A 25666-nucleotide genomic window follows, 5' to 3' on the forward strand; every position below is an offset into this window, starting at 1 on the left:
GCTTAAATTGTTCCAGATCAAATTAGGGCTGAGTACCTCTTTGGGCTAAAATTTGACCTGTAACCAAAAGTCTAACCCATATCACGTAAAAACCTATTTATTGTGTGGGATTGGGCGAGTATCATCCATGGTGAATATGGATGGTTGATCTTGTTGCATTTGTTACCCGTTGTCGGTTTTCAGTGGTGTGTTTAGTACACTGGCCAGTACGGCCCGCGTCGAATGCATGGTTGAAAGCGGAGAAGCTGGATCAAATTTTTGTTGTGTTTAAGGGCATTCACTGCGGGGCGTTACCGGTAGCTTCACCCGAAGTCATATCGATAACCGCATGTCGGAGTCTTCCTGCGAGGAGCAAGGAGTCAAGATGTTTGATATTGTCGAACTGTCGCGCTTACAGTTTGCTTTAACGGCGATGTACCACTTCTTATTTGTCCCATTAACGCTAGGCATGGCGTTTTTGCTGGCAATTATGGAAACGGTATATGTACTGTCAGGCAAACAAATCTATAAAGATATGACCAAATTCTGGGGCAAGTTATTTGCAATTAACTTTGCTCTGGGTGTGGCCACCGGTTTGACCATGGAGTTCCAGTTCGGGACCAACTGGTCATATTTCTCACACTACGTCGGTGATATTTTCGGGGCCCCTCTGGCCATCGAAGGTCTGATGGCGTTCTTCCTTGAATCGACGCTGGTCGGCCTGTTCTTCTTCGGCTGGGATCGTCTGGGCAAGGTGCAGCACATGGCCGTAACCTGGCTGGTGGCACTGGGCTCAAACTTCTCCGCGCTGTGGATCCTGGTGGCCAACGGCTGGATGCAGAACCCTATCGCCTCGGACTTCAACTTCGAAACCATGCGCATGGAGATGCTCAGCTTCTCCGAACTGGTACTCAACCCGGTTGCGCAGGTTAAGTTCGTTCACACCGTAGCTGCCGGCTACACCTGTGGTGCGATGTTCGTACTGGGTATCAGCTCTTACTACCTGTTGAAAGGCCGTGATACTGCCTTTGCCAAACGTTCCTTCGCAATCGCTGCCAGCTTCGGTATGGCTGCCGTACTGTCCGTAATCGTACTGGGTGATGAATCCGGCTACGAAATGGGTGACGTGCAGAAAACCAAACTGGCCGCCATCGAAGCCGAATGGGACACTCAACCGGCTCCGGCTTCCTTTACCCTGTTCGGTATTCCGAATCAGGATAAAATGGAAAACTCCTACGCGATCCAAATTCCTTATGCGCTCGGCCTGATTGCCACCCGCTCAACGGATACTCAGGTCACCGGCCTGAAAGATCTGATGGCGCAGCATGAAGTGCGTATCCGCAACGGGATGAAAGCCTACCAACTGCTGGAAGAGTTGCGCAGTGGCAATACCGATCCGGCGGTTCGCGCCGAGTTCAATAAAGCCAAGCAAGACTTGGGCTACGGTTTACTGCTGAAGCGTTATACCCAGAACGTCACCGACGCGACGGAAACGCAGATCCAGCAGGCGACCAAAGACTCTATCCCACGCGTAGCACCGCTGTACTTCGCCTTCCGTATCATGGTGGCCTGTGGCGTGCTGATGTTACTGATTATCGGTCTGTCGTTCTGGAGCGTGCTTCGTGGCCGCATTGGCCAGAGAAAGTGGCTACACCGTGCGGCGCTGTATGGCCTGCCGCTGCCGTGGATTGCCATCGAAGCCGGCTGGTTTGTGGCTGAATACGGTCGTCAACCTTGGGCGATTGGTGAGGTGCTGCCGACTGCGGTTGCCAACTCTTCACTGACTGCGGGCGACATTCTGTTCTCGATGGGGCTGATTTGCGGCTTGTACACCCTGTTCCTGGTGGCTGAAATGTACCTGATGTTCAAATTTGCACGTCTGGGTCCAAGCAGCCTGAAAACTGGCCGCTACCACTTTGAACAACCGACTGCCGCCGTGCAGGAAGCGCGCTAAACAGGAGTCCACGTATGTTTGATTATGAAGTACTGCGATTTATCTGGTGGGTCCTGATTGGCGTACTGCTGATCGGTTTCGCCGTCACCGACGGTTTCGACATGGGGGTCGGCATCCTGGTGCGCATTATCGGTAAAACCGATACCGAGCGCCGGGTGATGATCAACTCCATCGCGCCGCACTGGGACGGTAACCAGGTGTGGCTGATCACGGCCGGTGGTGCGCTGTTCGCCGCCTGGCCAATGGTCTATGCGGCGGCGTTCTCCGGTTTCTACGTCGCCATGATCCTGGTGCTGTCCGCCTTGTTCTTCCGCCCGGTCGGTTTTGACTACCGCTCGAAGCTGGAAAGCAGCCGCTGGCGCAACATGTGGGACTGGGGCATCTTCATCGGCAGCTTCGTGCCGGCGGTGGTGTTCGGGGTGGCGTTCGGCAACTTGCTGCAGGGCGTGCCGTTCCACATGGACGAATACATGCGTCTGTTCTACACCGGCAACTTCTTCCAACTGTTGAATCCGTTTGGCCTGTTGGCGGGTGTCGTCAGCCTGACCATGCTGGTGACCCAGGGGGCAACCTACCTGCAGATGCGTACTAGCGGCGAGATCCACCTGCGTGCACGTGCTGCGGCGCAGATCTCCACGTTGGTGATGGCGGTGTTCTTCCTGTTGGGTGGCATTTGGCTGGTGAAAGGCATCGATGGTTATGTGATTACCTCGGCGCTGGATACCATGGCGGAGTCTAACCCGATGCGTAAAGAAGTGGCTCATCAGGCCGGTGCCTGGTTGATCAACTTCAACAAGTATCCGCTGCTGTGGGCATTGCCTGCCCTGGGTGTGGTGCTGCCGCTGTTTACGGTGCTGTTCTCCCGCATGTCGAAAGACGCGCTGGCGTTCGTGACTTCGTCACTGACCATTGCCTGCGTGATCCTGACTGCCGGTGTGACCATGTTCCCGTTCGTGATGCCGTCAAGCACCGTGCCTAACATCAGCCTGACCATGTGGGATGCCACCTCCAGTCTGTTGACGTTGGAAGTGATGACCGTTGTCGCGGCGATCTTCGTGCCTATCGTTCTGGGGTACACCAGCTGGTCGTACTACAAAATGTTCGGCCGTCTCGACAAAAACTTCGTCGAGAACAACAAGCATTCGCTGTATTAAGGATAGGGAGCTAAACCATGTGGTATTTTGCCTGGATTCTCGGAACGCTTCTTGCCTGTGCCTTCGGTATCATCACGGCGCTGGCGCTTGAGCACCACGAAGATTCAAAAGCACAGCAAGACGGTAAGTGATGAGTTCGTCATTAACTGACAAGCTGTACGCCATGACTGACAAGGGCCCTGTCCGGGCCCTTTCACTGGTGCTGGCGTTGATTTTGGCGGGCTGTATTTTTTGGGATCCGACCCGCTTTGCGGCGAAGACCAGCTCGCTGGAGATTTGGGAAGGGCTGCTGCTGATTTGGGCAGTTTGCGCCGGGGTGGTTCACGGCGTTGGCTTCAAACCGCAGCGGACGTTATGGCGCGCTTTTTTCGCGCCACTTCCGGCAATTGTGATCCTCGCCGCAGGATTACTTTACGTTTCTTTATAATCTCCGTTATAACCCCGAGTTATGGGCCCTTCCGGCCCATAATTATTTTCGTTCCCCTCTTGTAACCCATTCCCAACCCGATCTGTCTTGCGTATAGTAGCACCGTTAAATTGCATTGCTGGGAAGTAGAGTGAGTAATACGTTGTTTCGATGGCCGGTTCGCGTTTACTACGAGGATACCGATGCCAGTGGTGTGGTCTATCACGCCCGCTATGTCGCCTTTTTTGAAAGAGCGCGCACCGAGATGCTACGTCATCACAACTTTCATCAACAGCAGCTGCTCAGTGAACATGTCGCTTTCGTGGTTCGGCGCATGACGGTGGATTACCTGGCTCCGGCTCGTCTCGACGAACAGCTGGAAGTGCAGAGTGAAATCACCTCAATGCGCGGGGCCTCTCTCACGTTTGCCCAACGCATTGTCAATTCTGACGGGACTCTTTTGAGTCAGGCCGATGTGTTGATTGCATGCATTGATCCACACCAAATGAAGCCGATAGCGCTTCCTAAGTCTATTGTCGCGGAGTTTAAGCAGTGACTGACATGAACATCCTAGATTTATTCTTGAAGGCGAGCCTGCTGGTTAAGCTTATCATGTTGATTTTGATATGCTTCTCAGTGGCCTCTTGGGCGATCATCATCCAGCGCACCCGCATCCTGAATGCGGCCACGCGTGACGCCGAAGCCTTTGAAGACAAATTCTGGTCCGGTATCGAGCTTTCTCGCCTGTACCAGGAAAGCCAGGCGCGTCGCGATAGCCTGACCGGCTCAGAGCAAATTTTCCACTCTGGTTTCAAAGAGTTCGCTCGTTTACACCGCGCTAATAACCATGCGCCGGAATCGGTGATCGAAGGGGCGTCACGCGCCATGCGTATCTCTATGAACCGCGAGCTCGAAACGCTGGAAAACCACATTCCTTTCCTCGGCACCGTGGGTTCGATCAGTCCGTATATCGGTCTGTTCGGCACCGTGTGGGGGATTATGCACGCCTTTATCGCACTGGGCGCGGTGAAGCAGGCCACGCTGCAAATGGTAGCACCGGGTATCGCCGAAGCACTGATCGCAACCGCCATCGGTTTGTTCGCCGCTATTCCGGCCGTTATGGCTTATAACCGCCTCAACCAGCGCGTCAACAAGCTTGAGCAGAATTACGACAACTTTATGGAAGAGTTCACCGCTATTCTGCATCGTCAGGCCTTCTCCAGCGACAGCAAATAAGTAGGAGGTAGCATGGCGAGAGTTCGTGGACGTAATCGGCGCGAGCTGAAGTCCGAAATAAACATCGTTCCGTTGCTCGACGTGTTGCTGGTGCTGTTGCTGATCTTTATGGCAACGGCGCCGATTATCACGCAGAGCGTTGAGGTTGATCTGCCGGACGCCACCGATTCCAAGACGGTGTCCAGCGATGATAACCCGCCGGTGATCCTTGAGGTTTCAGGCGTGGGTCAATACACCCTGGTGGTGGATCACAACCGCATGGAGCTGCTGCCGCCGGAACAGGTTGCCGCCGAAGCCAAGTCGCGTTTAGCGGCTAACCCGAAAACGGTCTTTTTGATCGGTGGGGCGAAGGAAGTACCGTACGATGAGATTATCAAGGCATTGAATATTCTCCATCAGGCGGGCGTGGCTTCCGTGGGGCTAATGACCCAGCCAATCTGACCCTAAGGTCAGTGGCAACCCGGTTCCTGTGCCGTTGGCTCAGGAACCCCGTATAAGCAACACCAGTTTTTGGGAATCTATTTTGGTAAAGGCAACTGAGCAAAACGATAAGCTGAACCGCGCCGTTATTGTTTCGGTCGTTCTGCACTTTGTATTGATTGCCCTGCTGATTTGGGGATCGCTGCAAGAAAACGTCGACATGAACAGTGCCGGCGGCGGTGGCGAAGGTTCTGTCGTCGGTGCAGTGATGGTCGATCCCGGGGCAGTGGTGGAGCAGTACAACCGCCAGCAACAGCAGAGTAACGACGCGCAGCGTGCTGAAAAGCAGCGCCAGAAAAAAGCGGAACAACAAGCCGAAGAACTTCAGCAGAAGCAAGCGGCGGAGCAACAGCGCCTGAAAGAGCTGGAGAAAGAGCGTTTGTCTGCGCAGGAAAAAGCGGCGCAGGACGCGAAAGAACAGGCTGAACAGCAAAAGCAGGCCGCAGAGCAGCAAAAACAGGCAGCGGAGCAACAAAAGCAGGCTGCTGAACAGCAAAAAGCGGCCGAGAACGCCGCGGCGAAAGCCAAAGAACAACAGAAAGTAGCGGAAGCGGCCGCCGCCAAGGCCAAGGCCGAGGCAGATAAAGTCGCTAAAGCACAGGCCGACGCGCAGAAGAAAGCGGAGTCTGAAGCCAAGAAAGAAGCGGCTGCTGCCGCTGCCGCCAAGAAACAGGCGGAAGAAGCGAAGAAAGCCGCTGCTGCCGAAGCTGCAGAGAAAAAGGCCGCTGCCGAAGCCGAGAAGAAAGCTGCAGCTGAAGCCGAGAAGAAAGCGGCTGCAGAAGCTGAGAAAAAAGCCGCCGCTGCCGAAAAAGCCGCCGCTGAGAAAGCTGCTGCCAAGAAGGCCGCAGACGCCAAGAAGAAAGCGGCTGCCGCAGCTCAGTCTTCAGACGTCGATAGTTTGTTTGGCGACCTGGCGGACGGTAAAAACGCGCCGAAAGGCGGCGGGGCTAAAGCGAAGGGTGACGGTAAACCGGCCGGTCAGGGCAATGCTAAGGCTGCAGGGGCGAGTGGTGCCGATATTGATGGCTATGCGGGGCAGATTCGCACAGCAATTCAGAATAAGTTTTATGATGCCAGTTCGTTTGTCGGTAAGACCTGTGACCTACGCATCAAGCTGGGGCCTGATGGCTTTTTGATTGACGTGAAATCGGTAGGTGGCGATCCTGCCCTGTGTCAGGCGGCTGTAGCTGCTGCGAATCAGGCGAAGATCCCGAAACCACCGAGCGATGCCGTTTATCAGCACTTTAAGAATTCGACCCTTGTATTTAAGCCACAATAACGGTTGATTAGCTAAGTCATATCGCAGGGATGTACTAAGGTAACCAACAGGGATTATGTAGTTTTGTTTGCGTTGGTTTGTTAAAATTCTGCTAATTTATCGCAGGCATCCCGCCTGGATAAGGGAGATGAGATGAAGCAGGCATTTCGAGTAGCGTTAGGTTTTTTAATACTGTGGGCCTCCGTTCTTCACGCGGAAGTTCGCATTGAAATCACCCAAGGGGTCGACTCCGCTCGCCCGATTGGTGTGGTGCCGTTTAAATGGGCTGGCCCAGGCACGCCTCCGGAAGATATTGGCAAGATTGTCGGCGCAGACCTGCGCAACAGCGGCAAATTCAACCCAATTGACGTAGCGCGTATGCCGCAGCAACCGACCACCGCGTCTGAAGTGACGCCGGCGGCCTGGACTGCATTGGGCATTGACGCAGTCGTGGTCGGTCAGGTTCAACCTGGTGCGGACGGCGGCTACCTGATCTCTTATCAACTGGTGGACACTTCAGGTTCTCCAGGCACCGTATTGGCGCAGAACCAGTATAAAGTGACCAAGCAGTGGTTGCGTTATTCTGCTCACACCGCCAGTGACGAAGTGTTTGAAAAGCTGACCGGTATCAAGGGCGCATTCCGTACCCGTATCGCTTACGTTGTGCAGACCAACGGCGGGAAATTCCCGTACGAGCTGCGCGTAGCGGATTACGACGGCTACAACCAGTTTGTGGTACACCGTTCACCGGAACCACTGATGTCCCCGGCCTGGTCGCCGGACGGCAGCAAACTGGCGTACGTGACCTTTGAAAGCGGCCGCTCTGCGCTGGTGGTTCAGACCCTGGCTAACGGTGCTATCCGTCAGATCGCCTCGTTCCCGCGCCACAACGGTGCACCGGCGTTCTCACCGGACGGCAGTCGTCTGGCCTTCGCGCTGTCTAAAAGCGGCAGCCTGAACCTGTACGTGATGAATCTGGGCTCTGGCCAGATCACTCAAATCACCGACGGGCGCAGCAACAATACCGAACCGACCTGGTTCCCGGATGGCCAGTCTCTGGCATATACCTCGGATCAGGGTGGCCGGCCACAGATTTATAAAGTCAGTGCCAGTGGCGGTGCGTCACAGCGTCTGACATGGGAAGGCTCTCAGAATCAGGATTCTGAAGTCAGCTCTGATGGTAAATTCCTGGTGATGGTGAGCTCAAACAATGGTGCTCAGCATATCGCCAAACAAGATCTCGGATCGGGTGCAGTTCAAGTTTTGACCGGCACCTTCCTGGACGAAACGCCTAGTATTGCGCCAAACGGCACCATGGTGATCTATAGCTCCACGCAAGGTATGGGCTCCGTGTTGCAACTGGTATCGACTGATGGGCGTTTTAAAGCGCGTCTTCCGGCAACTGATGGACAGGTCAAATTCCCTGCCTGGTCGCCGTATCTGTGATGCATGTGTAAATATGTATGGCAAACTATAAAAGGATTAAAGAAATGCAACTGAACAAAGTGCTGAAAGGGCTTCTGCTGGCACTGCCAGTCCTGGCTGTAGCAGCTTGTAGTTCTAACAAAAGCGCAAACAACGACCAATCTGGTCTGGGCGCTGGCGCTGGCACTGGTACAGAAAACGGCAGCAGCAACCTGTCTTCTGAAGAACAAGCTCGTCTGCAGATGCAAGAACTGCAGAAGAACAACATTGTTTACTTCGGTCTGGACAAGTATGACGTGAGCTCTGAGTTCGCTCAGATGCTGGACGCGCACGCTGCATTCCTGCGTAACAACCCGTCTTACAAAGTGACCGTAGAAGGCCACGCGGATGAGCGCGGTACGCCGGAATACAACATTGCTCTGGGTGAGCGTCGTGCTAACTCCGTGAAAATGTACCTGCAAGGTAAAGGCGTTTCAGCTGACCAAATCTCTATCGTTTCTTACGGTAAAGAAAAACCAGCAGTACTGGGCCACGACGAAGCGGCTTATGCTAAAAACCGTCGTGCAGTTCTGGTTTACTAAGAGAATCGCATGAACAGTAACTTCAGACGTCACTTGTTGAGTCTGTCGTTACTGGTTGGCGTAGCGGTCCCATGGGCCGCTACTGCCCAAGCGCCAATCAGTAATGTCGGCTCCGGCTCGGTCGAAGACCGTGTCACCTCGCTTGAGCGCATCAGCAATGCTCAAGGCCAGCTTTTAAACCAACTCCAGCAACAACTCTCTGACAATCAGCGCGATATTGACTCGCTCCGCGGGCAAATCCAGGAAAGCCAATATCAACTGAATCAGGTCGTTGAACGCCAAAAGCAAATCTATCAGCAGATGGATAGCATCAGCCAGGGCGGCGCTCAGAGCTCTGCTGCCGCAGCGGGTGCCGCGGGTGGAGCAGCAGCGGCTGCGTCCTCCGACGGTGCTGACAGTGCGTCTGCGGGCGCTACAGCAGCAGCGCCGGCCAGCAAGGGTGATGAAAACAGCGACTACAATGCCGCTGTTTCATTGGCGCTGGAAAAAAAACAGTATGACCAGGCAATTTCTGCTTTTCAGACCTTCGTAAAACAGTACCCAAAGTCTACTTACCAGCCTAATGCCAACTATTGGCTGGGCCAGTTGTATTACAACAAGGGTAAGAAAGACGATGCGGCTTACTATTATGCGGTCGTGGTGAAGAATTACTCAAAGTCACCTAAGGCGCCGGACGCCATGTACAAGGTAGGTATCATCATGCAGGAGAAAGGGCAGGCCGATAAAGCCAAAGCCGTGTTCCAGCAGGTGATTAAACAATACCCAACCAGTGCGGCGGCCAAACAGGCGAAAAGTCGCGTAGCCGGTTAGTCAGAAAAAATAATGAGCCCAGAAGTTAGTCGATTTGACCGCTTTCTGGGCTCATTCGCGTGAAGAACAAGCAGTTGAACCCCTTGTTCAAAAATTTAGGTTGCGCTGCCAAGATAAATTAGTAATATATGCCGCCGTTGCCAAGACATCTTGCAAGATGTTAAAGCAGCAAGGAAATTGGGTCGTTAGCTCAGTTGGTAGAGCAGTTGACTTTTAATCAATTGGTCGCAGGTTCGAATCCTGCACGACCCACCAATTTCTGAAGTAGTAGCAGTAACCACGTCAGTGGGTGATTAGCTCAGTTGGTAGAGCATCTCCTTTACACGGAGGGGGTCGGCGGTTCGAGCCCGTCATCACCCACCACTGCTGTGGGTCGTTAGCTCAGTTGGTAGAGCAGTTGACTTTTAATCAATTGGTCGCAGGTTCGAATCCTGCACGACCCACCATTTCAGAATTGTTTTTCCTCAATCCAGGCTTCGGTTTGTATTGGCTGTTCAGCAGTAAACCACGTCAGTGGGTCGTTAGCTCAGTTGGTAGAGCAGTTGACTTTTAATCAATTGGTCGCAGGTTCGAATCCTGCACGACCCACCATTCTTGCAGCGAGTTCCTCTCCTGCTTACGCGGTTCAGCAGTAAACCACATCAGTGGGTCGTTAGCTCAGTTGGTAGAGCAGTTGACTTTTAATCAATTGGTCGCAGGTTCGAATCCTGCACGACCCACCATTCTTAAAGAAATACCCCCCCTTATTAAAAACTCTGAATTGGCATATAGCACGAATTGTGTCGGTGAGAAGCTGCGTTCAGATTCGTGAAAATCTCCGGTACTTCCACCTTCCGCCATTTTTGTTGGCATGCGCACTCCATTCTCTCTATCACGAAAGCACTTTCCCCCTGCAGATCTCTCTCTTTGATCAAAAATTCAATCTATTAAACTTCATTGGCGTGATCTTGAAAATATCAGCGGACTTTTCGCTCAATTTTAGGTATTTTGTTTAGTATATAAAACGAAGGGGGTTGCGATGGGTAATACCCGGGCAGCAGACACCCAGCCTAGCACAGAGATTGCAGCGATGAGTGAAATGTTTGATGTTAATGCGGCGGTGTACCCGTTCCCGCCCAAACCCGTGCCGTTAGACGTCGCGCAGAAGGCGTTTTATCGTGAGAAGATTAAAACCCTGCTCAAGCAGCGCAATGCGGTGATGGTGGCCCATTACTATACCGATCCTGAGATCCAGGCGCTGGCGGAGGAAACCGGCGGCTGTGTGGCGGACTCGCTGGAAATGGCGCGCTTTGGCAGCAATCACCCAGCTTCGACCTTATTGGTCGCCGGCGTGCGCTTTATGGGCGAAACCGCCAAAATCCTCAGCCCGGAAAAACAGGTGCTAATGCCGACGCTGCACGCAGAGTGCTCGCTGGATCTTGGCTGTCCGGAAGAAGAATTCCATGCATTTTGCGACAGCCACCCCGATCGCACCGTGGTGGTCTACGCTAATACCTCGGCGGCGGTAAAAGCTCGCGCGGACTGGGTAGTTACCTCCAGTATCGCCGTTGAACTGATTGAGCACCTCGACAGCCTGGGCGAGAAAATCATCTGGGCCCCGGACCGTCACCTGGGCAACTACGTGCAAAAGCAGACGGGCGCCGACGTATTGTGTTGGCAGGGGGCCTGTATCGTCCATGACGAGTTTAAAACCCAGGCCCTGATGCGCATGAAGGCCTTATACCCTGACGCGGCGATACTGGTGCACCCTGAGTCGCCACAGGCGGTGGTTGATCTGGCCGATGCGGTAGGCTCAACCAGCCAATTGATACAGGCGGCGAAAACTTTGCCTAATCCGCAACTGATTGTCGCCACCGATCGCGGTATTTTTTATAAGATGCAACAGGCCTGCCCGGACAAGGAGCTTTTTGAAGCACCGACCGCCGGTGAAGGCGCCACCTGTCGCAGCTGTGCGCACTGCCCATGGATGGCGATGAACGGCCTGAAGGCGATTGCCGACGGGCTGGAGCAGGGCGGTGCACTGCATGAGATCCACGTGGATGCGGCGTTACGTCAAAAGGCGTTAATCCCGCTGAACCGGATGTTGGATTTTGCTGCCCAATTAAAAATGCAGGTAAAAGGCAACGCTTAACCGTTTAATAAGGATAATAAAATGAGCTTTTTCAGTACCAGCAATATCTTGGTGCATATCCCGCTGGGCGCGGGGGGTTATGATCTGTCATGGATTGAGGCGATCGGCACCCTGTTCGGTTTGTTGTGTATCTGGTATGCCAGCAAAGAGAAAATCATCAATTACCTGTTCGGCCTGATTAACGTCACGCTGTTCGCGGTGATTTTCTTCCAAATCCAGCTTTACGCCAGCCTGCTGCTGCAGCTGTTCTTTTTTGTTGCCAATATCTACGGCTGGTACGCCTGGAGTCGCCAGACGCAGGATAATCAGGCCGAGCTGAAGATTCGTTGGTTACCGCTGCCGAAGGCATTGGGCTGGGCGGCGGTATGCGTGATCGGTATTGCACTGATGACCTTTAATATCGACCGCGTTTTCGCCTGGTTGACGCAGGTTGCGGTGACGGTAATGCAGGGCTTGGGCCTCAGCGTGCAAATGCCTGAGCTGCAACCGGACGCCTTCCCGTTCTGGGATTCGGCGATGATGGTGCTGTCGATCGTCGCGATGATTCTGATGACGCGCAAGTACGTGGAAAACTGGTTGCTGTGGGTGGTGATTGACGTGATCAGCGTGGCGATTTTTGCCTATCAGGGCGTTTACGCCATGGCGCTGGAATACGTGATCCTGACGCTGATTGCGCTGAACGGTTCCTGGCTGTGGATCAAAAGCGCCGGCAACAACCAATCGCGGCCTTTGTCTTCCGCACCTTAAAATATCGCCGGGGCGCCCTACAAGGCGCCCCGTTTGTTTTAATGATGATGCCCCAGATCGGAATGCGAGCCGGAATGTGAGTGGTCACTCGGCTCGGGAGCCCGATTAATTCCGCAGTCGGGCGTATCACAATGCTGGTATTCCATTTGAATGGTCACGTGGCCAATCCGGTAGTGTTCCAACAGATAGCCCTGAATGCGGCGCAGCAAGCCATCATGGTCATTCGGCGGTATCACCTGCGCATGCAACGTCATCAGCTTCTGTTCACCAATCTGCCAGACGTGGACGTGGTGGATATTGCGTACTTCCGGAATATTCAGGCACAGGTCTTTTTGCAGTTTGGCGATATCCACTTCCTGTGGCGTACCTTCCAGCAGCTCGTGGAAGCTCTCCTTCAGCAGCCGCCAGGCACTGCGTATCACCAGGCAGGATACCAGTACCGACAATATCGGGTCGATCGGCGTCCAGCCGGTGGTCAGGATCACAATCGCCGCGGCAATGGCACCCACCGACCCCAGTAAATCCCCCAATACGTGCAATGCCGCGGCCCGCACGTTGATGTTCTTCTCTTCGCTACCGCGGTGCAACAGCCAGAAGGCGAACAGGTTAGCCAGCAACCCCGCTATGGCGATAATCAGCATTGGGGTACCCATCACCGGCTGTGGTTCGAAGAAACGCCGTATCGCCTCCCACAGTATGAATACCACGATCACCAACAGCGCGGCGGCGTTGAGGAAAGCCGCAAGCGTCGTCAAGCGCAGATAACCGAAGGTATGGCGTGCATTGGGCTTACGCTGCGAGAAGTGCACCGCCATCAATGCCACCAGCAGCGCCGCCGCATCGGTGAGCATATGGCCGGCATCGGCCAGCAGCGCCAGGGACCCTGAAATTAACCCACCGATCACTTCGGCGATCATGAATACCGCAGTGACTAAAAAAGCGGTCAGTAGGCGTTTACTATTACTGTCTTTCGGTAGGTGTACGTGCGGGCTATCCGACATTATTCATCCTTATGATGCATAGCAATATACGACTCGTTAGCGCTGACCAGATCATCCAGTTCTATCAGTATCTGTTCCACTAACGTACTTAGTTCAGTATAGGCGTCCTGAAGCAATGTTCCTTCACGACCGCTTTCCACCAATTGTTGGCACAGGCTGGCCGCTGCTGGCAGTTGCAACATCAACAGGCTACCCTTAATGCGATGCGCGGCTTGCCCAAGCTGTAGCCAGTCCTCGCTTTGTGCCGCTAGCGCGAGCCGCTGTCGGTCTTGCTGCAGGGTTGTCAGCAGCGTTGTCGCCAAACGTTGGATCATCGGTCGGTCATTACCGGCCATATCGGCCAGGGACTGCTGAAGGTCAGTAAGGACTAACTGCTGCTCCAGCGCCTGGGGTTGCTGTGGCAACGCTTGGGCGAGTGCGTCCAGCGAGATGGGCTTGGTTAAAAAGCGATCTATGGCCACCAGCTCCGGCGGGATACGGGTAAATTCCTGCACGTCCGCCGAGCAGAGGATAATTTGGCAAGCCGGGCGTCGATGGCGTTGCTCGTCGCGGCGTATCAGCCTCGCCAGCGTCAGGCCATCCGGGCGCGGCATATTGTAATCAATGAACAGCAGATCAAACGGCTGCCGACGATGGGCTTTCAGCAGCGGATAACCCTGCTCGAACAGCGTCGGCTGCAGACCGAAGTGGCGCAACTGTCGTTCCATCAGCAGGAGATTGGTGGGATGATCGTCAATCAGCGCCACGCGCAAACTCGGCGGCGGCAGGTTGAGCGGCTTATCGGTTTGCTGTGTCGCCGAGTCAAGAGCAACCTCGGTGACCGGTACCGACAGGGAAACCTCAGTGCCGACGCCGAGACGCGAGTGCAACTCAATCCGTCCGCCCATTTGTTCGATAATTTCCTTGCAAATAGACAGCCCTAATCCGGTTCCCTGCACGGATACTCGCTGCGCACCGCGCGCGCGGTAAAACGGCTGGAACAGTTTGCCAATCTCATCGGCGGCGATGCCACACCCGCTGTCGGTTACCGTCAGCAACAGTTCCCCTAGTGGGGCAGACTGCTCACGCCAGCCGATGCTGACCTGAATACTGCCGCGCGGGGTGAACTTAATCGCATTATTTATCAGATTGTTAGCGACCTGAAGTAAACGCTCACCATCAATAAGAACGGCTGCGGGCAGGTTGTCGGCCGCACTCACGTTTAGCGTCACCGGGCGTTCGCCAATCAGCGGTCGGTACAGGGCGCTAATGTGGGCCACCCAAGGGTGCAGGGCTACGGCCTTGGGCGCTAAGGTTAACGAGCCGGTGGCCAGCCGGGCATGATCTTGCAAGTCATTGAGCAGGTTGAGCAACGATGATGCCGAGCTGTAGATCACCGGCAGCCCCTCGGGCGTTGGCTGACGTTTCAGCTCTAGCTCCAACAAACCAAGAATGGCGTGCATCGGAGTGCGCAATTCATGGCTGACGGTAGCCAGGAATTTACTCTTCATTCGGTTTTCGGCTTCCGCATGCCGACGAGCCTGTTCAAGCACTTCACGTTCGCGCTTATCCCGTCTCTGCAGGATAAACCGGCGCAGGGTCAGCCCAAGCAGCAACAGGATTGCCGCAGCCAGCAGCGCCAGCAGCCACGTGGTTTGTGGCTGCATACGGTTTTCATTCACGGCGTCAATCAGGTTACTACGATCGACAATCCACTCATCGCGCAGTGATTGCAGCGTTTCCGACGGGATCTGCATCAGGTTTTTATCGAGGATAGCCAACAGTAATGGCTGATCCTGCCGCACGCCGAACGCTACCGGGTAGGCAATATTATTGGCGGCGAACGCCAACTTTATCGCCCCGGAGTAACGAGACAAAGCGACAAAGTTTGCCGAAATCACATTATCCACCAGCGCATCCAACTGGCCATTAGCCAGAGCGTCATACATGGCCTTACTGTCGGCAAAACGGATCTGTTCTTCGTTGGCAGGCACCAGGCCTTGTGCCAGATCGCCTTGCAGTACGCCGATGCGTTTACCGGCCAGATCGCTCCAGGTGGAAATCCCGTTGTCGTGTTGGCCAACATACACCCCCCACAGCGAACGGTGGATGGGCATACTTGCGCTGTAGCGCGCTTTAACCCCACGCGCCAATGGCAACGCGGTGCGAAAGCTGGCCTGGCCGGATTGCACCAATTGATCGGCCTGTTCGGCATTGCGCGCCCACAGCGGAACAAAGCGCAACCCGGTGTTTTGCGCAATGATATTCAAAATGTCGATGGCATAACCGCGCGCGCTTGCCCACCGGAACCGCGGTAAGCGAAGGGGAAGTTATTCTCGATGGCGGCGTAATAGACGGTGGGGTGAGTCTTCACCCAGCTTTTCTCCATCTGCGTCAGATCGGCATTGCCGGTATCGAGATAGCTGGGGATCTTTTTACTCCAGCGGCTTTGGATGGCATTCATCAACTCCATCGGGGTGTCGGCGATGGCCACGTTGAGGGTCTCGATCAGCGCCGGGTTGGCGGCGGCAAATACGAACGACAGGTTGCCGAGGTTGAGGGTACTTTCGATCTGATAAAGCTGACCGAGCTGCAGCTGGTCGATAATAAAGCTGGCGCTGGCTTCATCGGCAATAAAGTAGTCGCTGCTGCCATTGAGCAGGGCATACACCGCCTGAAGGTTGTTGTCATAGCGTTGTACGTGGGACGACACCGTCTTTAGCGCATTGCCGGCCTGCATATCGGTCAGGGTGCTGATCGCCACCCGGGCATTGGCGGAGTTGAGCATCACTTTGCGATCGTTGCTGCGATCCCGCAGTACGCGCAGGTTACTGACGTAATAAGGCTGAGAAATTTTCAGGCCGTGTAGCGCTTCGTTTTGTGGAATGCCGTACACCAGATCGACAGTCCCGTCATGCAGCGCTTGCTCGAGTTTCGCCAGATCGGAGAAGCCGTAGATCTGAAAGTGGATGCCGGTGACCTGCTGAACATAGCCCAGGTAGTCGGCATTCAGACCGTACAGGTCGTCATCCACAATAATGTTATAAGGGCTGGTATTTTCACTGATGATACCGATGCGCAGCGTCGTGTCGCGCCAGGGATTTTTCTCGCTGGCGATCAGCAGGTCGGGCGGGATATTCAGGTTGCTGACCAATTGATAACGTACCGGCTGCGCCGCGTGCGCCAGACTGCCGACGCACAGCAACATCGTTACCAGCAGCAAAAGCGCACGCATCATGGCGCCAGCTCTTTAAACACCGCCACCAGCTCCAACAGATTACTGGCGCCGGTCTTACGCAGAATATTCTTCTTGTGGGTACTGACGGTTTTGTTGCTGATGTTCAGCATCTCGGCGATTTGCAGATTGGACAAGCCTTTGCTGAGCAGCCCGAGCACCTGCAGTTCTTTTGGCGTCAGCAGTGTACCTTCTGCCGGTAGCGCCTCCTCGGTCATGGCGGTGGCGGGAAAGCTCAAGCTTCCATCCAGTACGGTTTCAATCGCCAGCACCAGTTCTTCAAGGCGGCTGCCCTTGTGCACAAATCCGTTGGCGCCGGCCGAATAGGCCATACGGGCGTAGATATCTTCTTCCTGTGCGGTATAGATCAGGATCGGTTGCTGCGGATAGTGGCGGCGGATTTTTTTCAATAATTGCAAACCGTCCACCTGTGGCAGACCGATATCGAGGATCACCAGCGCAAAGTCGGCCGTGGCCAATTGGGCCATTGCCTGAACGTCGTCTTGCACCGCCTGCAGGTGAAAGCGGCGGGATGACTTGATTAGCGCCGCTTCCAGTGCGACATGAACCACCGGGTGGTCATCAACTAATAACAAAGAGGGCATGGCTTGGCTCGAGTAACAGTATCCTGGCCGTTAGCATAACGAAAAAGGAGCCACTGCGCTCCCCTGATGAAACAGCACAATCCACTGTTAATTTAGAGGTTCATTCGGCAGGTGGCAAAGGTGATTTACAGCGTTATCCGCACAGGCTAAATTGGTTGGATCTATGCTCTGCGAAATACCGCCTCTCGATACCGAATGGAAAAGTTATGAATTACCAAAACGACGATTTACGCATTAAAGAAATTAAGGAACTCCTGCCACCGGTGGCTCTGTTAGAGAAGTTTCCGGCTACTGAACGTGCAGCAGAGACGGTGTCAAAGGCACGCAGTGCCATTCATCAGATCCTTCGCGGCAGTGACGATCGCCTGCTGGTGGTGATTGGCCCTTGTTCAATCCACGATACCAAAGCGGCGAAAGAGTATGCCGGTCGCCTGCTGTCGCTGCGTCAGGAACTGAGCGGCGAGCTGGAAGTGGTGATGCGGGTTTATTTTGAAAAGCCGCGTACCACCGTGGGCTGGAAAGGGTTGATCAACGATCCGCAAATGGATAACAGCTTCCAGATCAACGACGGTCTGCGTCTGGCCCGTAAGCTGCTGCTGGATATCAACGATACCGGTTTGCCGGCGGCGGGCGAATTCCTCGACATGATCACCCCGCAGTATCTGGCAGATCTGATGAGCTGGGGCGCGATCGGCGCTCGTACCACTGAATCTCAGGTGCATCGCGAGCTCTCTTCCGGCCTGTCTTGCCCGGTTGGCTTCAAGAACGGTACCGACGGCACCATCAAGGTTGCTATTGACGCCATCAATGCTGCCAGCGCACCGCACTGTTTCCTGTCGGTGACCAAATGGGGCCATTCAGCCATTGTGAACACCAGCGGTAACGGCGATTGCCACATTATTCTGCGCGGCGGCAAAGAGCCGAACTACAGTGCAGCGCATGTGAAAGAAGTCAAAGAAGGCCTGGTCAAAGCAGGTCTGCCAGCGCAGGTGATGATCGATTTCAGCCATGCCAACAGCAGCAAGCAATTCAAAAAGCAGCTGGAAGTGAATGCTGACGTTTGCAAGCAGATTGCCGGCGGCGAAAAGGCGATTATGGGCGTGATGATTGAAAGCCATCTGGTGGAAGGCAACCAAAACCTGGAAAGCGGCGATCCGCTGGTTTATGGCAAGAGCGTCACCGACGCCTGCATCGGTTGGGAAGACACCGAAACCGTGCTGCGCGAGTTGGCAACAGCGGTGAAAGCGCGCCGCGGTTGATAAACCGATATTTATAGGGCCGCCTAAAAAGGTGGCCCTTTTTTTATCTATTTAACTAAAAATATATAAATATTTTGTATTTTAAAATTTAAATCATTTTAAAAAATGATATTTATGTTTTTTATTTATTACTTATGACGATTTTAAGAATAAAATGTTTGCTGTCATCTGAAAACTATGATTACATAGCCCGCTTTCTATATTCCGTTAAGCTGTTCCCTTTATTTGCGAGGGGACATGGAACGTTATTTATTACCTTCAGGATGAAAGGGTTATGGCTGAAAACAAGTCGCAGCTGCAAGGGCTGCATCGTATGAAATTCACTGGTAAAAGTAGCGAATACTTTTTTATTTGGTTAACTAATATTTTCTTAATAACGATAACATTGGGCGTGTATTCTGCCTGGGCAACGGTGCGCGAACATCGCTATTTTTATAATCATATGGAGCTGGATGGCGAAAAATTTGATTATCACGCACAGCCATTGCAAATTCTCATCGGCAGATTATTGGTGGTTGCCGGTATCGTCATTTTATTCTTTCTTTTAAAAATGGCACCAAAGCAGGGATTAGCAGTATTGCTGTTATTGATGGCGTTGATTCCTTGGGGAATTATTCATAATTGGCGTTACAATGCCGTCATGTCAAGCTATCGCGGCGTCCGATTTAATTACACTTGTCGTGTTTTGCGTACATATTGGGTTTTAATGCTGTGCCCAGCCCTACTGGGTGCTGGCGTTTATACCGCACTGGCGGTGTTAGCCGGTATCAGTAGTATCTTTGGATATGCCATTATGCTACTGACAGTTGTTATTTTGATAGTGCCAGCGTTGGCGCTGATCAACGGTATACTTTGTGCGATGCAATATGATCTGTACGTAAAAAACATGTACTTTGGTCATAGCCCGTTCGTCGTTAAATTGAAGAAGTTATCCTTTATAAAAATTTATCTTGTTAGTTGGTCAATTATCATATTATTTTTGATTAGTTCGCTCGTGCTTGGCAGAACATTTTATATTTCCCTGTATCAGACGGTGGTATTGGGGAGGGTATTTGATGTATTGTCCTTGCTGCAGGATAATGGCGGTATTCTACTTTTGAATATGTTTGTATTACTGTTCGGTATCCTGATTGCCAATAGTTACTATACCGTGGCTCAGCGAAATTATCTTTATAATCAAATGACGTTGAATACGAATATCAGGTTTCACTCTTCTGTGAAAATGTTCCCATATATGTGGTTGATACTGAGTAATAGCCTTATGACTGTACTCACCTTAGGCTTTGCTTTCCCTGTGGCGAAAGTCAGATTTGCCCGATATATGGCGAACTGTACAGCAGTCGAAGGGGATCTCTCAACGCTGGATACGGCAACTCACCAGATGACAGAGAACAGTGCAGAGGTTGAAGCTGTCGCAATGGTATAACAGATAAATCGTTACGCTAAACGATAAAAGCCCCTGGCCAAAACCGGGGGCTTTTTAGATCACGCGGAGAAAATTACTTCGCTTTACCCTGGTTTGCCACGGCGGCCGCTTTAGCAGCGATCTCGTCGGCATTGCCCAGGTAGTAACGTTTGATTGGCTTGAAGTTCTCGTCAAATTCATACACCAACGGCACGCCGGTTGGGATGTTCAGCTCGAGGATCTCGTCTTCGCTCAGGTTATCCAGGTATTTCACCAGCGCACGCAGGGAGTTGCCGTGTGCAGCAACGATAACGCGCTCGCCGCTTTTGATGCGTGGCAGAATTTCTTCGTCCCAGTAAGGGATCACGCGATCGATGGTCAGCGCCAGACTCTCGGTCAGCGGCAGCTCTTTCTCGGTCAGCGCGGAATAACGCGGATCGTGGCCCGGGTAACGTTCGTCATCTTTGGTCAGCTCTGGTGGAGTAACGGCGAAGCCGCGACGCCATTGCTTAACCTGCTCGTCACCGTATTTTTCTGCGGTTTCAGCCTTGTTCAGACCCTGCAGCGCGCCGTAGTGGCGTTCGTTCAGTTTCCAGGATTTCTCAGTCGGCAGCCAGGCCTGATCCAGTTCGTCCAGAATGTTCCACAGGGTGTGGATGGCGCGCTTCAGTACGGAGGTGTAAGCAAAGTCAAAAGAGAAACCTTCGTCTTTCAACAGTTTGCCTGCGGCTTTCGCTTCGGTGCGGCCTTTGTCGGACAAATCAACATCATACCAACCGGTGAAGCGGTTTTCGTTGTTCCACTGGCTTTCGCCGTGACGCACCAGAACCAGCTTAGTTACAGCCATAGCTTAACTCCTTAATAATCTGACATTTCAATGATAACGAAAATCATTATATTGCCGCGGCCGGGGGCTCGGCAATCGATAGTGTTTAACCATAGCCAATTTCTTGCCGCAAAGTAAGTGCTGTTCTGAGGAAAAGCTGAATCGATCAGGCTGGTGCAGACAGGGAGTGCGGCACGGCGAAGGGAGATTCGGCCGTGCCGTGGGGAAGGGCAATCAGGCTGCTTTTTTCAGGCAATTGCTCATAAAGGTTTTGCGCTCGTCACCCTTCAGGCTTTTGGTCTTGGCGTCGGCGTTACAGGTTTTCATTTTCTGCTGCTGAGGAGTCAGCGTTTTGGTCGCAGCGGTGCCTTCGGATTTCAGGCAGGTGCTCATAAAGGTAGAGCGATCCGCGCCTTTCAGCGTTTTGCTGGTGGCCTGTTGATTACAATCGGTCATGCGTTTCTGCTGCGCGGCCTGTGCCGGTGATGGCGTTTTTGCTGCGGTCTCGGCAGCCATCAGATTGGTGCTCAGCAGTAAACCCGCCAGTAATGGAAGTGCAGTAATCAGACGCATAGGTGTTCCTTCAGCTATTGGCCGGCCGGGGTGGCCGAAAATTGTGACGTTGCACAAGGTGTTGTGCTTATCACCGTAGCCTGATTCTAGTGCGCACTTTGGAATAAGGAAAGGCAGCCCTCGGCGCGGCAGCGGGGTAAAAAGGTAAGCATTTATAACAAACGGCCCCTCGCCGCGTGGCAAGGGGCGTAGCGGGTCAGATAGGATAAAACTGATAATGGGTGGCGCTCAGGTATTGTTGCCCCGGCTGCAGCCAACAGTTGGGCTGCGGCCATTCCGGGTGGTTCGGGCTGTCTGGCAAAAACTCGCTTTCCAGCGCCACGCCGGCGTAATTGGCATAGCTGCCGCCTTCGCGTGCCGGGGTTCCGCCCAGATAGTTGCCGCTGTAGAGCTGCAACGCCGGCGCACTGGTGAAGACGCTCATTTGTACCTGGCCATCAGCCGACCAAAGATGGGCCGCCGGGCAGTCCAATGCGCCACAGGTACGATGCAGCAAAAAGGCATGATCGTAGCCTTTTACCCGCTGTTGACAGCGATCGCTCAAAAAATCCTGCAGCAGCGTTTTTGGTTGGCGGAAGTCCATGCCGCTGTCTGCCACCGGGGTTAGATCGGCACAGGGGATGCCTTCGCTGTCGACCGGCAGATAGCGGTCGGCAAACAGCTGTAGCCGCTGATGGCGGGCGTCGGTTCCGGCCCCGTCGAGGTTGAAGTAGGCGTGGTTGGTTAAATTGACCGGGCAGGCGCTGTCGGTCCGCGCCTGATAGCTGATTTCCAGTCTATTGTCGGCAGTGAGTCGATAGTTGACCTGAACGTCGAGATTGCCGGGAAAACCCTGGTCACCGTCTGGCGAATGCAAGGCGTAGCTCACCTGCTGCTGATCCTGTTGGGTAATGCGCCAGCGGCGGGCATTAAATCCCTCTGGCCCACCGTGCAGCTGGTGTTCTCCCTGATTGGCGACCAGCGGATGCGGTTTGCCATCAATCTGCAGGCTGGCGTGCGCGATGCGGTTGGCGTAGCGCCCGACGGTAGCGCCCAGGTAGGCCGCTTGATTCAGGTAGTCCGCTGGGGTACGACACCCCAGCAGCAACTCGCGCGTTTTGCCCGATTTCAGCGGCAATACTGCGGAGAGCCAAGTGGCGCCCCAATCCATCAGCGTTACCGTCATTCCGCCAGCGTTTTTCAACTGGGTCAATTGGTAGGGCTGGCCGTCAGGGGCCAACGTTTGACTGTCGCTCAGCATCTGCCGGCCCCCTCTGACGCCTTACAGACGTAAAAGGTTTCTTTCAGCCCATGGGTCTGCTGCGGGTATTCGCGTGCTACTGCCTCGCGGACCGGCTCGACCAGCGCCTCTGGCATCAGCGCCACGATGCAGCCGCCAAAACCGCCGCCGGTCATGCGCACGCCGCCGCGGTCGCCGATAACGGCTTTGACGATCTCCACCAGCCGGTCGATCGGCGGCACGGTAATTTCAAAATCATCGCGCATCGAGGCGTGCGACTCCGCCATCAGTTTGCCCATCAGCTTCATATCTCCGGCGGCCAGCGCATCGGCAGCAGCCAGTGTACGATCGTTTTCGCTGATCACATGACGCGCTCGTTTGGCGACGATCGGGTCCAGCTCATGCTGGATCGGGAAAAACAGATCCGGGCTGACATCGCGCAGCGCTTTGACACCGAAGAAGCGCGCGGCTTCCTCACACTGCTTGCGACGGGTGTTGTATTCGCTGTCTACCAGACCGCGTTTCACATTGGAATTGATGATCACCACCGCGATATCTTCCGGCACCGATACTGCGCGGGTTTCCAGCGTTCGGCAGTCGATCAGCAAAGCATGATCCCGTTCGCCGAGCGCGGAAATCAGTTGATCCATAATCCCACAGTTACAGCCGACAAACTGGTTCTCTGCTTCTTGACCATTGAGGGCCAGCGCTACGCCATCCAGCGGCAGGGCATACAGTGCCTGCATGGCCTGACCAACGGCGACTTCCAAAGAGGCGGAAGAACTGAGGCCGGCACCTTGCGGCACATTACCGGAAATCACCAGGTCCGCACCGCCAAAATCGCTGTTGCGTTGCTGCAGGTGTTTGATCACGCCGCGTACGTAATCGGACCAGCGTTGGGTTGGATGGCTGACGATCGGTTCGTCGAGCGAAAACAGATCCTGCTCGGCGTCGTAATCGGCGGCGATCACCCGGATCTGACGGTCGTCGCGTTTGGCGCAGGCGATCACCGTCTGGTAATCGATGGCGCACGGCAGCACAAAACCGTCGTTATAGTCGGTATGCTCGCCGATCAAGTTCACCCGGCCCGGGGCCTGGATAGTCAGTGCGGGCGCGTAGCCAAAACGTTCGGTAAAAAGGGTGTGGGTAAGGTTCTTTAAACTCATTGTTGGGCTCCGGCTTCACGGTAATGAACATCGCTAACGGCACGCAGACGTTCTGCGGCCTGTTCTGCAGTCAAATCGCGCTGGGTTTCTGCCAGCATCTCGTAACCCACCATAAATTTACGCACCGTGGCGGAACGAAGCAGCGGCGGATAGAAGTGGGCGTGTAGTTGCCAATGGCGGTTATCTGCGTCGTTAAACGGGGCTCCGTGCCAGCCCATGGAGTAGGGGAAGGAGCACTGGAACAGGTTGTCGTAACGGCTGGTCAGTTTTTTCAGCGCCACGGCCAGGTCACGGCTCTGTTCGGCGCTGAGATCGGTAATGCGCTGCACGGAACTCTTCGGCAACAGCAGCGTTTCAAACGGCCAGGCCGCCCAGTAGGGCACCACGGCCAGCCAGTGTTCGGTTTCCACCACCGTACGGCTGCCGTCAGCCTGTTCGCGCTGGACGTAATCCGTCAACATCGCGGAGTGGTGCCGTTGGAAATACTCGCGTTGCAGCCGGTCCTCATGCTCGACTTCGTTCGGCAAGAAGCTGTTGGCCCAAACCTGGCCATGCGGATGCGGATTAGAGCAGCCCATCGCGGCGCCTTTGTTTTCAAAAACCTGCACCCACGGATAGCTGCGTCCCAGATCGGCGGTCTGTTCCTGCCAGGTGGCAATCACTCGTTCCAGCGCTTGCAGCGGCAGTTCCGGCAGTGTCTTGCTGTGATCGGGCGAGAAACAAATCACCCGGCTGGTGCCACGGGCGCTCTGGCAGCGCATCAACGGATCCTGACTTTCCGGTGCCAGCGGGGTATCCGTCATCAGCGCGGCAAAGTCGTTGGTGAATACGTAGGTGTCCTGATAGTTCGGGTTTTTATCGCCGGTAACACGGGTGTTGCCCGGGCAGAGGAAACAGTCGGGATCGTGCTGCGGCAACGTTTCCTGCTGTGTTGACTCCTGCTGGCCTTGCCACGGCCGTTTGGCACGGTGTGGCGAGACTAATACCCATTGGCCGGTCAGCGGGTTGTAGCGGCGATGGGGATGATCTACGGGGTTAAAATCCGTCATGGTGGTTCCTTTTTCTGGGGCGATGCGGCGCGGTGTAATCGCTTTCATCTGCCGCTAACCTACCCTTGACTCATACAAATGGATAACTATGAGCAAAAAGATAGCACGTCCCACAGGGGAAAAAGGTGATCCAGAGCGAAAAATGGAATCGTTTACACTGTGTGATGCAAGTGAGAAAACCGCTGGCAGTGTAGGAGGGGGAAAGCTAAAAATGTTGGCATCGGGCTGGGAGTGATAGCGTTTTCACACTGGTAACCAGCAGGCGTTCACCTGCCGGTTATGGCGATCAGGAATGCTGGTACAGCGGATAAGTGAACAGCAGCAGATGGGTCAGATTAAGTCCGAAGTGGAATAAAATCGGCACCCACAAGCGGCCACTCCACATCCATGCCAGACCGTAAATCAACCCGGCAAGCGTGGCGAAAATGACCATCAGCATGCCACCGGCCAGATGCGCGGCGCCAAAAATCAGCGCGGCAATAATCAATGCCGGCCAGGCCCCCAACCATTGGCTCAGCCGTTGCTGCAGATAACCGCGGAACAGCGCTTCTTCAGCCATGCAGACAAAGAACAGGTTGGCCATGATAAACGGCAGGATCCAGGCTGGGGTATGTAGCTCAATCTTCAGGCCGCCGAGCGCCACCGCCAGCAACAGCAAGGCCGGAACGCTGATAATCAGCGCCGTCCAGGCCGATGTACCTACGCTTTTTTCAGGTTTATCGCGTTTAAACAGCGTTGGCAGACAGGCGAACAACAGGAAGGGCACTATAGCCTTGTCAAAGTTGTAATACATGGTGAAAGGGGCGCTTAAGGGGCCTGCTTTATCGCCGTCGATCATCAATTGGTTATTGATCCCCGGCACCAGGTGCAGGAAGAGCGCCACACAGCTTAAAACCACTAACACTTCGAGCGGGACAGCCAGATTACGCCGTGTCCGAAAATGGTGTCGCAGCCCTGCGAGGGCGGCAATGCCTAATAAGCAAGTCAGGCTGAGTGGGGTGAGTACCGCGTGGTACATGCCCATCCCCGCCGATGCGGCCAGAATCAACCAGGCAATAAGCCGGTTAAATGGCAAAAAGAATAACGAAGAAGCCAGTACGCCCCACATAACTATGTCCCTTTAAAATATGCACACGGTACCCATTACCGAAGGCAATCATTGCTTTATCGGTGTGCGAATGATCGGTG

23 protein-coding genes, 5 tRNA genes and 1 pseudogene are annotated in these 25666 nt (G+C 54.1%); 20 read left to right on the plus strand and 9 right to left on the minus strand.

Features of this window, described 5'->3' with window-relative positions; genetic code table 11:
- The first annotated feature begins 364 nt into the window (after positions 1–364).
- The 18 genes from cydA (at position 365) to pnuC (ending at position 12161) form a co-directional block, all read left to right on the plus strand.
- The gene (gene cydA, locus M495_RS05675; RefSeq protein ID WP_020825679.1) at positions 365–1933 is read left to right on the plus strand and encodes a cytochrome ubiquinol oxidase subunit I; all 1569 of its coding nucleotides are present in this window, start codon (positions 365–367) and stop codon (positions 1931–1933) included.
- A gap of 14 nt (positions 1934–1947) precedes the next feature.
- Positions 1948–3087, plus strand: a complete 1140-nt coding sequence (cydB, locus tag M495_RS05680; protein ID WP_020825680.1) for a cytochrome d ubiquinol oxidase subunit II — start codon at positions 1948–1950, stop codon at positions 3085–3087.
- A gap of 17 nt (positions 3088–3104) precedes the next feature.
- A complete protein-coding gene (cydX, locus tag M495_RS24860) occupies positions 3105–3218 on the plus strand; it encodes a cytochrome bd-I oxidase subunit CydX (protein WP_004949761.1) in 114 nt (37 codons plus the stop codon).
- Complete coding sequence (gene ybgE, locus M495_RS05685) at positions 3218–3514, plus strand: cyd operon protein YbgE (RefSeq protein WP_020825681.1); 297 nt, start codon at positions 3218–3220, stop codon at positions 3512–3514. Before cydX ends, ybgE begins: the two co-directional genes overlap by 1 nt.
- 130 nt (positions 3515–3644) lie before the next feature.
- The gene (ybgC, locus tag M495_RS05690) at positions 3645–4049 is read left to right on the plus strand and encodes a tol-pal system-associated acyl-CoA thioesterase (RefSeq protein WP_020825682.1); all 405 of its coding nucleotides are present in this window, start codon (positions 3645–3647) and stop codon (positions 4047–4049) included.
- A complete protein-coding gene (gene tolQ / locus M495_RS05695) occupies positions 4046–4729 on the plus strand; it encodes a Tol-Pal system protein TolQ (protein ID WP_039992358.1) in 684 nt (227 codons plus the stop codon). The genes ybgC and tolQ overlap by 4 nt, the downstream gene beginning before the upstream one ends.
- Before the next feature lie 12 nt (positions 4730–4741).
- Complete coding sequence (tolR, locus tag M495_RS05700) at positions 4742–5170, plus strand: colicin uptake protein TolR (RefSeq protein ID WP_020825683.1); 429 nt, start codon at positions 4742–4744, stop codon at positions 5168–5170.
- A gap of 82 nt (positions 5171–5252) precedes the next feature.
- Entirely contained in the window at positions 5253–6488 is a 1236-nt protein-coding gene (tolA, locus tag M495_RS05705; protein WP_041415247.1) for a cell envelope integrity protein TolA, read from the plus strand.
- A gap of 132 nt (positions 6489–6620) precedes the next feature.
- Positions 6621–7913, plus strand: coding sequence for a Tol-Pal system beta propeller repeat protein TolB (gene tolB / locus M495_RS05710; RefSeq protein ID WP_020825685.1), 1293 nt, complete (start codon positions 6621–6623; stop codon positions 7911–7913).
- A 44-nt stretch (positions 7914–7957) separates the two neighbouring features.
- Entirely contained in the window at positions 7958–8473 is a 516-nt protein-coding gene (pal, locus tag M495_RS05715) for a peptidoglycan-associated lipoprotein Pal (protein WP_020825686.1), read from the plus strand.
- 9 nt (positions 8474–8482) lie between these two features.
- Positions 8483–9283, plus strand: a complete 801-nt coding sequence (gene cpoB, locus M495_RS05720) for a cell division protein CpoB (protein ID WP_020825687.1) — start codon at positions 8483–8485, stop codon at positions 9281–9283.
- A 179-nt stretch (positions 9284–9462) separates the two neighbouring features.
- A tRNA-Lys gene (locus tag M495_RS05725) sits at positions 9463–9538 on the plus strand.
- Between the two features lie 32 nt (positions 9539–9570).
- Positions 9571–9646, plus strand: a tRNA-Val gene (locus tag M495_RS05730).
- 7 nt (positions 9647–9653) lie between these two features.
- Positions 9654–9729 (plus strand) — tRNA-Lys (locus tag M495_RS05735).
- Positions 9730–9798: 69 nt separating this feature from the next.
- Positions 9799–9874, plus strand: a tRNA-Lys gene (locus M495_RS05740).
- 55 nt (positions 9875–9929) lie between these two features.
- A tRNA-Lys gene (locus M495_RS05745) sits at positions 9930–10005 on the plus strand.
- A 347-nt stretch (positions 10006–10352) separates the two neighbouring features.
- A complete protein-coding gene (gene nadA, locus M495_RS05750) occupies positions 10353–11414 on the plus strand; it encodes a quinolinate synthase NadA (RefSeq protein ID WP_041415250.1) in 1062 nt (353 codons plus the stop codon).
- Between the two features lie 21 nt (positions 11415–11435).
- Positions 11436–12161, plus strand: a complete 726-nt coding sequence (pnuC, locus tag M495_RS05755) for a nicotinamide riboside transporter PnuC (protein ID WP_020825689.1) — start codon at positions 11436–11438, stop codon at positions 12159–12161.
- 38 nt (positions 12162–12199) lie between these two features.
- Here pnuC and zitB read toward each other — a convergent pair whose 3' ends face one another.
- The 3 genes and pseudogenes from zitB to M495_RS05770 all read right to left on the minus strand — a co-directional run bounded on the left by zitB (position 12200) and on the right by M495_RS05770 (position 16981).
- Positions 12200–13162, minus strand: a complete 963-nt coding sequence (gene zitB, locus M495_RS05760; protein ID WP_020825690.1) for a CDF family zinc transporter ZitB — start codon at positions 13160–13162, stop codon at positions 12200–12202.
- Positions 13162–16379: pseudogene (locus M495_RS05765) on the minus strand (ATP-binding protein). Before M495_RS05765 ends, zitB begins: the two are co-directional and overlap by 1 nt.
- A complete protein-coding gene (locus M495_RS05770; RefSeq protein ID WP_020825691.1) occupies positions 16376–16981 on the minus strand; it encodes a response regulator in 606 nt (201 codons plus the stop codon). Before M495_RS05770 ends, M495_RS05765 begins: the two are co-directional and overlap by 4 nt.
- A 206-nt stretch (positions 16982–17187) precedes the next feature.
- Between M495_RS05770 and aroG the strand changes: the two genes are divergently transcribed.
- Both aroG and M495_RS05780 read left to right on the plus strand, forming a co-directional pair.
- Positions 17188–18240 carry a 3-deoxy-7-phosphoheptulonate synthase AroG gene (aroG, locus tag M495_RS05775; protein ID WP_020825692.1) on the plus strand — a complete coding sequence of 351 codons (1053 nt, stop codon included), beginning with the start codon at positions 17188–17190 and terminating at the stop codon, positions 18238–18240.
- Positions 18241–18514: 274 nt separating this feature from the next.
- Positions 18515–19666 carry a YjgN family protein gene (locus M495_RS05780; protein WP_020825693.1) on the plus strand — a complete coding sequence of 384 codons (1152 nt, stop codon included), beginning with the start codon at positions 18515–18517 and terminating at the stop codon, positions 19664–19666.
- Positions 19667–19739: 73 nt separating this feature from the next.
- Here the strand turns inward: M495_RS05780 and gpmA are convergent, their stop codons facing one another.
- The 6 genes from gpmA to M495_RS05810 form a co-directional block, all read right to left on the minus strand.
- Complete coding sequence (gpmA, locus tag M495_RS05785) at positions 19740–20492, minus strand: 2,3-diphosphoglycerate-dependent phosphoglycerate mutase (RefSeq protein ID WP_004941818.1); 753 nt, start codon at positions 20490–20492, stop codon at positions 19740–19742.
- A 213-nt stretch (positions 20493–20705) separates the two neighbouring features.
- Positions 20706–21044 carry a PsiF family protein gene (locus M495_RS05790; protein ID WP_020825694.1) on the minus strand — a complete coding sequence of 113 codons (339 nt, stop codon included), beginning with the start codon at positions 21042–21044 and terminating at the stop codon, positions 20706–20708.
- Between the two features lie 196 nt (positions 21045–21240).
- Entirely contained in the window at positions 21241–22284 is a 1044-nt protein-coding gene (galM, locus tag M495_RS05795) for a galactose-1-epimerase (protein ID WP_020825695.1), read from the minus strand.
- Complete coding sequence (galK, locus tag M495_RS05800; RefSeq protein ID WP_020825696.1) at positions 22278–23429, minus strand: galactokinase; 1152 nt, start codon at positions 23427–23429, stop codon at positions 22278–22280. The genes galM and galK overlap by 7 nt, the downstream gene beginning before the upstream one ends.
- Complete coding sequence (gene galT, locus M495_RS05805) at positions 23426–24478, minus strand: galactose-1-phosphate uridylyltransferase (protein ID WP_020825697.1); 1053 nt, start codon at positions 24476–24478, stop codon at positions 23426–23428. The genes galK and galT overlap by 4 nt, the downstream gene beginning before the upstream one ends.
- Before the next feature lie 286 nt (positions 24479–24764).
- Positions 24765–25586: a CPBP family intramembrane glutamic endopeptidase gene (locus M495_RS05810; protein ID WP_020825698.1), complete on the minus strand. Its 822-nt coding sequence runs from the start codon at positions 25584–25586 to the stop codon at positions 24765–24767.
- Between the last annotated feature and the right edge of the window lie 80 nt (positions 25587–25666).

Source organism: Serratia liquefaciens ATCC 27592, from assembly GCF_000422085.1.
GTDB classification, from domain to species: domain Bacteria; phylum Pseudomonadota; class Gammaproteobacteria; order Enterobacterales; family Enterobacteriaceae; genus Serratia; species Serratia liquefaciens.

Excerpts from the sequence above, each read along its gene's own strand:
- pal (WP_020825686.1), top strand. The coding sequence starts at position 7,958 with ATGCAACTGAACAAAGTGCTGAAAGGGCTTCTGCTGGCACTGCCAGTC.
- cydB (WP_020825680.1), top strand. The coding sequence starts at position 1,948 with ATGTTTGATTATGAAGTACTGCGATTTATCTGGTGGGTCCTGATTGGC.
- M495_RS05810 (WP_020825698.1), bottom strand. The coding sequence starts at position 25,586 with ATGTGGGGCGTACTGGCTTCTTCGTTATTCTTTTTGCCATTTAACCGG.
- cydA (WP_020825679.1), top strand. The coding sequence starts at position 365 with ATGTTTGATATTGTCGAACTGTCGCGCTTACAGTTTGCTTTAACGGCG.
- gpmA (WP_004941818.1), bottom strand. The coding sequence starts at position 20,492 with ATGGCTGTAACTAAGCTGGTTCTGGTGCGTCACGGCGAAAGCCAGTGG.
- galK (WP_020825696.1), bottom strand. The coding sequence starts at position 23,429 with ATGAGTTTAAAGAACCTTACCCACACCCTTTTTACCGAACGTTTTGGC.
- zitB (WP_020825690.1), bottom strand. The coding sequence starts at position 13,162 with ATGTCGGATAGCCCGCACGTACACCTACCGAAAGACAGTAATAGTAAA.
- M495_RS05780 (WP_020825693.1), top strand. The coding sequence starts at position 18,515 with ATGGCTGAAAACAAGTCGCAGCTGCAAGGGCTGCATCGTATGAAATTC.
- ybgE (WP_020825681.1), top strand. The coding sequence starts at position 3,218 with ATGAGTTCGTCATTAACTGACAAGCTGTACGCCATGACTGACAAGGGC.
- tolR (WP_020825683.1), top strand. The coding sequence starts at position 4,742 with ATGGCGAGAGTTCGTGGACGTAATCGGCGCGAGCTGAAGTCCGAAATA.
- nadA (WP_041415250.1), top strand. The coding sequence starts at position 10,353 with ATGAGTGAAATGTTTGATGTTAATGCGGCGGTGTACCCGTTCCCGCCC.
- cydX (WP_004949761.1), top strand. The coding sequence starts at position 3,105 with ATGTGGTATTTTGCCTGGATTCTCGGAACGCTTCTTGCCTGTGCCTTC.
- tolB (WP_020825685.1), top strand. The coding sequence starts at position 6,621 with ATGAAGCAGGCATTTCGAGTAGCGTTAGGTTTTTTAATACTGTGGGCC.
- M495_RS05770 (WP_020825691.1), bottom strand. The coding sequence starts at position 16,981 with ATGCCCTCTTTGTTATTAGTTGATGACCACCCGGTGGTTCATGTCGCA.
- galM (WP_020825695.1), bottom strand. The coding sequence starts at position 22,284 with ATGCTGAGCGACAGTCAAACGTTGGCCCCTGACGGCCAGCCCTACCAA.
- pnuC (WP_020825689.1), top strand. The coding sequence starts at position 11,436 with ATGAGCTTTTTCAGTACCAGCAATATCTTGGTGCATATCCCGCTGGGC.
- M495_RS05790 (WP_020825694.1), bottom strand. The coding sequence starts at position 21,044 with ATGCGTCTGATTACTGCACTTCCATTACTGGCGGGTTTACTGCTGAGC.
- galT (WP_020825697.1), bottom strand. The coding sequence starts at position 24,478 with ATGACGGATTTTAACCCCGTAGATCATCCCCATCGCCGCTACAACCCG.
- aroG (WP_020825692.1), top strand. The coding sequence starts at position 17,188 with ATGAATTACCAAAACGACGATTTACGCATTAAAGAAATTAAGGAACTC.
- cpoB (WP_020825687.1), top strand. The coding sequence starts at position 8,483 with ATGAACAGTAACTTCAGACGTCACTTGTTGAGTCTGTCGTTACTGGTT.